The organism is Cupriavidus basilensis, assembly GCF_029335485.1.
Taxonomy (GTDB): Bacteria; Pseudomonadota; Gammaproteobacteria; order Burkholderiales; family Burkholderiaceae; genus Cupriavidus; species Cupriavidus basilensis_E.
The window spans coordinates 1-5,899 of record NZ_JARJLM010000236.1 but is presented as its reverse complement, the minus strand read 5'-3'; the positions used below and the strand labels follow the sequence as shown (position 1 = coordinate 5,899).

4 protein-coding genes and 1 pseudogene are annotated in these 5,899 nt (G+C 66.8%); 2 read left to right on the top strand and 3 right to left on the bottom strand.

The features are described from left to right. Positions 1 to 1,072 (bottom strand): biotin carboxylase N-terminal domain-containing protein (locus P3W85_RS13735; RefSeq protein WP_276265184.1); only part of this gene is annotated, 1,072 nt, incomplete at its 3' end. A gap of 51 nt (positions 1,073 to 1,123) precedes the next feature. Then, a complete protein-coding gene (locus P3W85_RS13730; protein ID WP_276265183.1) occupies positions 1,124 to 2,854 on the bottom strand; it encodes an AMP-binding protein in 1,731 nt (576 codons plus the stop codon). Between the two features lie 207 nt (positions 2,855 to 3,061). Here P3W85_RS13730 and P3W85_RS13725 point away from each other — a divergent pair, with 207 nt between their 5' ends. Both P3W85_RS13725 and P3W85_RS13720 read left to right on the top strand, forming a co-directional pair. Next, complete coding sequence (locus P3W85_RS13725; RefSeq protein WP_017224200.1) at positions 3,062 to 3,757, top strand: TetR/AcrR family transcriptional regulator; 696 nt, start codon at positions 3,062 to 3,064, stop codon at positions 3,755 to 3,757. A gap of 198 nt (positions 3,758 to 3,955) precedes the next feature. Then, the gene (locus P3W85_RS13720; RefSeq protein ID WP_017224201.1) at positions 3,956 to 5,638 is read left to right on the top strand and encodes a long-chain fatty acid--CoA ligase; all 1,683 of its coding nucleotides are present in this window, start codon (positions 3,956 to 3,958) and stop codon (positions 5,636 to 5,638) included. Between the two features lie 65 nt (positions 5,639 to 5,703). Here the strand turns inward: P3W85_RS13720 and P3W85_RS13715 are convergent. Continuing rightward, positions 5,704 to 5,899, bottom strand: a pseudogene (locus P3W85_RS13715) (hypothetical protein); the annotation flags it as partial.

Below are 5,899 nucleotides of genomic sequence, written 5' to 3'. Positions count from 1 at the left end.
TGGCGGGGCGCAGCTGCCCCTGCGCGTCGAGGTGCTCGGCGTTGATGCGCAACTGGACGGCGATGCCGCGTGGCGCCGGCGGCGGTTCCAGCCCCAGCTGGGCCAGGCTCTTGCCCGCCGCGATGGCCAGTTGCGCCTGTACCAGGTCCACCCCGCTCACCATCTCGGTGACAGTGTGTTCCACCTGCAGGCGCGGGTTGGCCTCCATGAACCAGAAGTCGCCATTCGAGCCGACCAGGAATTCAAAGGTGCCGATGCCGCGATAGGCGCTCGCGCGCGCCAGCGTGACCGCGGCCTGCGCCAGGCGTGCGCGCATGGCGTCGTCGAGCGAAGGGCTGGGCGCCACCTCCACCAGCTTCTGGTGGCGCCGCTGCAGGCTGCATTCGCGCTCGCCCAGCGCGATCACGCCGCCGGCGGCATCCGCCAGCACCTGGATCTCGATATGGCGGGGCGCGCGTACGATGCGCTCCACATAGACCGCACCGTTGCCGAATGCAGCCGTGGCCTCGGAAACGCAGCGGGCGTAAGCCTCGTCGATGTCCGCGGCGGCACGCACGGCGCGCATGCCGCGCCCGCCGCCGCCGGCCAGCGCCTTGATCATCATGCCGGCGCCGGTCTCTTGCAGCGAGCCGAAGAACGCGTGCGCGGCTTCCAGCGTGGTGGGGCCGGTGGTGCCGGATACCACCGGCACGCCGCACTCGCGTGCCAGCGCCCGCGCCCGGGCCTTGTCGCCGAACAGGCGCAGCACATCGGGCGCGGGGCCGACGAAGGCAAGACCCGCATCCAGGCAGGCCTGGGCGAACTCCGCGTTCTCGGAAAGCAGGCCGTAGCCCGGGTGGACCAGGTCGCAACCGCTGCGCGTGGCAGCGGCGACCACCTGCGCGATATCCAGATAGGCGCGCGGGCCGGTGCCGGGCAGCGCGACGGCGCCGTCGGCCTTGCGCACGTGGAGGGCGTCGCGGTCGTCCTCGCTGTACAGGGCGATGCTCTCCAGGCCCGCGCCGGCGGCGGCGCGGGCGATGCGGATGGCGATTTCACCGCGGTTGGCGATCAGTAGCTTGCGGAACGTCATGATGCGAAAGAGTTGGGCAATGGTGGAGAGAGACCGGAAGACGCGAGCGGCTCAGCCAAGCCGCTCGGCCAGCGGCGCCAGATCCTGCTTGCGCACCTTGCCGGTCGCGGTCAGCGGCAGGGCGTCGACGATATGCACCAGCGGCACCTTGTAGACCGCCATATTGGCGCGGCACCATTGCACCAGCGCCGCGTCGTCGACGGTGCCGGCCGCCTCGGGCTTGAGCATGACGAAGGCCACCGGCAACTGGCCGCGGTCTTCATCGGCCCGGCCGACCACGGCCGAGCCGAGAATGGCCGGATGCTGGCCCAGCAGCGCTTCTATCTCGGCGGGGAATACGCTCATGCCGTTGACCTTGAGCATCTCCTTGCGCCGGCCGAGGTAGTGGATATAGCCATGTTCGTCGATCGAACCGATGTCGCCGGTGTGGAACCAGCCATCGCGCATCGATTCGCGCGTGGCGTCGGGTTTGTTCCAGTAGCCCTTGAGCAGGGTCGGCGTGCGCACGCACAGCTCGCCCTCGGCGCCCGGCGGCTGCAGCGCGCCGCTGTCGAAATCGCAGATCTTGAACTCCGTGCCCGGCACCGGCAGGCCGACGAAGATGGGCTGGGCGCGCAGGTCCAGGTCATCGTCCTGCATGCCGTAGGTGAAGGTGTTGCAGGTCTGCGTCTCGGTCATGCCCCAGGCGCTCTCGGCGATGATCGATCCGGTCAGCGCCTGCCAGGCGCGGCGGTAGGGCAGGTTGAGCTTCTTGACGAAGGATGACACGCCCACATAGCGCAGCGAGCGCAACCGGTATTGCGCGGCGCGTGGATGTTCCATCACCTCGACCGCGCTGTCCACCAGCATCGAGGCGTTGGTGACGCGGTAGCGCTGCACCGCCGCCATGAAGGTTTCCGGGTCCCAGCGCGCCAGCAGCACCAGCGGGATGCCGAAGAAGGCGGGGAGGATCAGGCAGAGGTTCTCGCCGGCGATCCAGAACTCGGGGAAGAAGCCGAGCATGACGCTGTCGTCGGCGATTTCCAGCGAGACGGCGCCGAAGGCCGCTGCCATGTCCACCATATCGCCCTGGGTGTGGATGCACCCCTTGGGCAGGCCGGTGGTGCCGCCGGTGTAATTGAGCGCGGCTACCGCATCGAGCGAGGCCGGCGTGGCGGGCACGGCATGCGTGCAGGCGCCCATGGCGGGCAGCAGGTCGATGGCATGGTCGTCCGCGTTGCAGAGGTAGCGCGGTGCCTGCACCATCGGCGGCAACGGCAAGGTCGGCTCGGCCGGCAGCATGTCGGCGAAGCTGGTGACGAACAACAGGGCAAGCGGATCCTGCGCGCCGAGCGCTGCGCGCGTTTCCCGCACCAGGGGCACCAGCTGGTCGAGCGCGATCAGCGCGCGCGGCGTGCTGTCGGTCAGCGCATGCTGCAGCTCGGCGCGCTGCGAGAGCGGGCTGACCGGCACGTAGACCGCGCCCAGCTTGAGGATGCCGAAGAATACGATATGGAACTGCGGGCAATTGGGCATCAGCACCGCCACCCGGTCGCCGGCGCCGATGCCGTGCGCCGCCAGCAGCGCTGCGCAGCGGTCGCTGTACGCATCGAGCTGGGCATAGCTGGTTTCATGTCCATAGAAGATCACCGCGGAGCGGTCGGGCCGGGTGCGGCCCCAATGCCTCAGCATTTCCGTGAGCGGCTGGCGCCCGAGCGGGTATTGCGGCGAACGCGGGGTACGGCCGGGCCAGGCGCGCCGCCAGCGCGCGTGCAGGTCGGCCAGGTAGGCGGTCTCGTCCATGGGCGGTGTCTCCTTGCTGGTGGGTCGCCATGCCGGCTTGGGCTGACGTTATTTACTCTTTGGTATATTTACTTACCATTGGGTATGATCGTATTGGCATTGCCTTCATGCGTCAAGCTGCCACGACCGGCGGCAAGTCGCAGGCATTGGGTGACTGGAGTGACAGCCAGGCCTTCCCGGGGCCCGGCGCCATGCGAGAATCGCGTCATGCCGACTGCACAGAAAACCGCTTCCGCCACCGAGGGCATCAAGGCCCTCGGGGCCGGGCCCGAAATCCCGCCGGAGACCGCCCCGGATGCCGTCCCTGCCCGCTCGCATATCGCCGAGCGGCAGGAGGCGCGCCGCCGCCAGATCCTCGATACGGCAGCCCAGCTGTTCTATACCAAGGGCTACCCCGGCATGACCATGAACGACCTGTGCCGGGCGCTGGGCGTGACCAAGCCGGCGGTCTATTACTATTTCACCGACAAATACGAAATCTTCGATATCCTGTGCCGCGAGTCGGCACAGTCCTGCCTGCCCGTCATCCGCGAGACCGCCGACCCGGCCCTGCCGGTGCGCGAGCGGCTGCATGCCTGCCTGCTGGAAATGGCGCGGCGCTGCATTGCCTGCTACGTGCCGGCCACGCTCAGCTTTCGCGACAACCAGTACCTGCGGCCGGAAACGGTGGCATGGCTGGGCACCATGGCGCGTGCCTTTTACCGCGACCTCTATGCCTTGCTGGAAGAGGGCAAGCGCACCGGCGTGTTCAGCTATGGCGATGCGCGCGTGACCGCGCATGCGATCGGCAGCGTGGTTGGCTTCATGTATACCTGGCACGAGCCCGGGCGCATGGACGCACAGGCACTGGCACAGGCGCTTGCCACCAATATGATGAAGATGGTGCTGCCGGTGAGCGCGTAGCGTGATCTTCGGCAGCATGGCCGCCTCCGTCAGGGGGGCTAGGGGAATTCCCGAGTCCATTACGAACTGTGCGTTAAACTTCACGTTGTGGCGGGATCAACCTCCAGAGGACTTCATCTAACGTGTTGTCTTAACCGGGTCGCGCGTTTAGCATCTGTCGAAAATCGAACGACCATTCAGAAAATCAGGAGACGGTGCATGGAAAGACTGTGGCTGAAGCATTACCCGGCCGGCGTACCTGCCGAGATCGATAGCAGCCAGTTCCGCTCGCTGGCCGATTTGCTCGAGGCGTCTTTCCGCACCTATGCCGATCGCCGCGCCTTCGTCTGCATGGACAAGTCGATTACCTACGGCGAGCTTGACCGTCTCTCGAAGCAATTTGCAGCCTGGTTGCAGTCGCGCGGGCTCAAGCCCGGCGCGCGCGTGGCCATCATGATGCCCAATGTGCTGCAATATCCGGTGGTGCTGGCCGCGGTGCTGCGCGCTGGCTTCGTGGTGGTCAACGTCAATCCGCTCTACACGCCGCGCGAGCTCGAGCATCAGCTCAAGGACAGCGGGGCCGAGGCCATCGTCATCCTGGAAAACTTCGCCACCACGCTGCAGCAGGTGCTGCCGGCCACACCAGTCAAGCATGTGGTGGTGGCCAGCATGGGCGACCTGCTGGGCGGCCTCAAGGGTGCCATCGTCAATTTCGTGGTGCGCAACGTCAAGAAGATGGTGCCGGCCTGGGAGCTGCCCAACTGCGTGCGCTTCAATACCGTGCTGGCGGAAGGCCGTGGCATGCAGCTGCAGCCCACCGCCACGGGGCCCGACGATGTTGCCTTCCTGCAGTACACCGGCGGCACCACCGGCGTGTCGAAGGGCGCGGTGCTGCTGCACCGGAACATCGTCGCCAACGTGCTGCAGTCCGAAGCCTGGATGCAACCGGCCCTGGCCAAGGGCGCGCCGATCGACCAGGTGATCACCATTACGGCGCTGCCGCTGTATCACATCTTCGCGCTGACGGTCTGCTGCCTGCTCGGCATGCGCAGCGGCGGCATGAGCGTGCTGATCCCCAACCCGCGCGATATCCCGGGCTTCATCAAGGAACTGCAGAAGTACAAGTTCCATATGTTCCCGGCGGTCAATACGCTGTACAACGCGCTGCTGAACAACCCGGAGATCGACAAGGTCGATTTCTCCGGCCTGCGCGTGGCCAACGGCGGCGGCATGGCAGTGCAGGAAGCGGTAGCCAGGAAGTGGCTGGCCAAGACCGGCTGTCCGATCATCGAGGGTTACGGCCTGTCCGAGACCTCGCCGTCGGCCACCTGCAATCCCACCGATACCGATGCTTTTTCCGGCACCATCGGCCTGCCGATACCGTCGACCGAGATCGCCATCCGCGACGACGACGGCCGCGACGTGCCGCTCGGCCAGCCCGGCGAGATCTGCATTCGGGGTCCGCAAGTGATGGCTGGCTACTGGAATCGTCCGGACGAGACCGCCAAGGTCATGACGCCCGACGGCTTCTTCAAGACTGGCGACATCGGCGTGATGGACGCGCGCGGCTACACCAAGATCGTCGACCGCAAGAAGGACATGATCCTGGTGTCCGGCTTCAATGTGTATCCGAACGAGGTCGAGGGCGTGGCTGCGGAGTGCCCGGGCGTGCTGGAGGTGGCGGCGGTGGGCGTGCCCGACGAGCATTCGGGCGAGGTGGTCAAGCTGTTCGTCGTCCGCAAGGATCCGGCGCTGACCGAGGCTGAACTCATCGCGTTCTGCAAGGAGCGCCTTACCGGCTACAAGAGGCCGAAGTATGTGGAGTTCCGCGGCGAGCTGCCCAAGACGAACGTGGGCAAGATCCTGCGCCGCGAGCTGCGCGACAGCCGCAAGGCGGCCTGAGCCTGCGTCAGTGAAACGGCCTCCCGCAAGGGAGGCCGTTGTCGTTTCGTGCCTGGATCAGGACTCTAGCATTCGCTGGATGGCGCGAGGCGGGGCTCGGGCGCGCCGTCGGGATAGATCATCCGCACGCAGGCGCCGGGTTCCAGTCCCGGCGCCGCCGGGCCGTCGACCATGGCGCCGGTGCCGTCCAGCGCGGTCACCTTATACCGGTACAGGTCGATCTGCGGCCGGGGCTGCGGATTGAGAAGCCGGTTCAGGTCG